Below are 1,265 nucleotides of genomic sequence, written 5' to 3'. Positions count from 1 at the left end.
TGAGTCGTCCTAAAATAGGTTGACAATTTTACAAGATTTTATTTAATCCCTTGAAGCTAGCTTCAAGGGGTTTTTTGTTATGTATAAAGTTAGGTGTTTTTAAGTTAAGACTCCAGTGTGGTCTTTTGTTATTATAAGTTTCTATAGATTGTTCAATTAATTTTGTTAGTTCTTTTCCATTATTGCAAATGTTAATCAAAAACTCACCTTTCAATATGCCATTGATTCGTTCAGCAATTGCATTTTGATAACAATCATATCCATCAGTCATTGATGGGATTATCTGGTGTTTTTTTAGTTCTGATTGATATATAGATGAACAGTACTGTAATCCCCTATCAGAATGATGTATCAAATTTTTAGTAGTCTTCCTGTTATGAGTTGCCATTTTGATAGCCTTTACTACATTTTCTGCACTCATATCATCACTAAGGTGATACCCCATTATTTTCCTGCTATAAGCATCAGTAACCAATGATAAATAGTGAGTTCTTTCTCTACTTTTTATATAGGTGATATCACTAACAAAAAACTCTTCTGGTCTTGAAGGATTAGTATCTTTCATTAAATTAGGATGTTTTCTAAGCCAATGTTTAGAATTTGTGGTCTTTGTATAGTTTTTCTTTGGTTTTATCAACAGGGATTCACTACGCAGGTAATCAAATAGTGCATCTCTTCCTATTTTGATTCCTTGACCATCAAACTCTTCTTTGAGTAAAAAATATAGTTTCCTGGTGCCTAACCTAGGCATATCCTTGCGTACTTGTTGTACCAGATATTTTACCTGACTAAGTTGCTTACTACGAGCTAATGATCGTTTTTGTGATTGATAGATCGCCTGTCTACTAATCCCAAACAATCCACAACAACGTGATAAACTCACTTTTTGTTGTTGTCTGATGCGCTGAATTGTTGAGATAAAAACTTTTTTCTAATCGAGGTACCATATTGACTATCTGAGATGTCAATCATGGTATTGAGAATATCATTCTTAAGCTTTTCATCTGAGAGCTCTCGCTCTAAACGCTTGATCTTTTGTGCTGGTGTTTCTTTGGACTGAGGCATTTGATGTTTAACAGGTTTACTCCAGTCTAAGGTACCATGTTTTCTCAACCAAACCAAAACAGTACTTCTTCCCTGTATACCATAAGCTTTTTGTGCTTGTTTATAGGTCATTTCGCCTTTTTCTACTTGAGCAACTACTGATAATTTAAAGCCTAAATTATAATCTCGTTGTGTACGCTTCTTCCTTGGTTCTTCTGAAT

1 protein-coding gene is annotated in these 1,265 nt (G+C 33.8%); it reads right to left on the bottom strand.

Translation table 11 applies throughout. The annotated features are described in order from the left end of the window. Positions 1–28 precede the first annotated feature (28 nt). Positions 29–1,265 (bottom strand): IS3 family transposase gene (locus Q1B37_RS24165; RefSeq protein WP_299903337.1). Its coding sequence is split into 2 segments (ribosomal slippage), with 1,238 coding nucleotides annotated over them: positions 29–912 and positions 912–1,265; the frame shifts between segments, so codons are not numbered across the junction. This gene is flagged as partial in the annotation.

Source organism: uncultured Aquimarina sp. (assembly GCF_947492965.1).
Taxonomy (GTDB): Bacteria; Bacteroidota; Bacteroidia; order Flavobacteriales; family Flavobacteriaceae; genus Aquimarina.
This window is presented reverse-complemented; position numbering and strand designations above follow the sequence as displayed.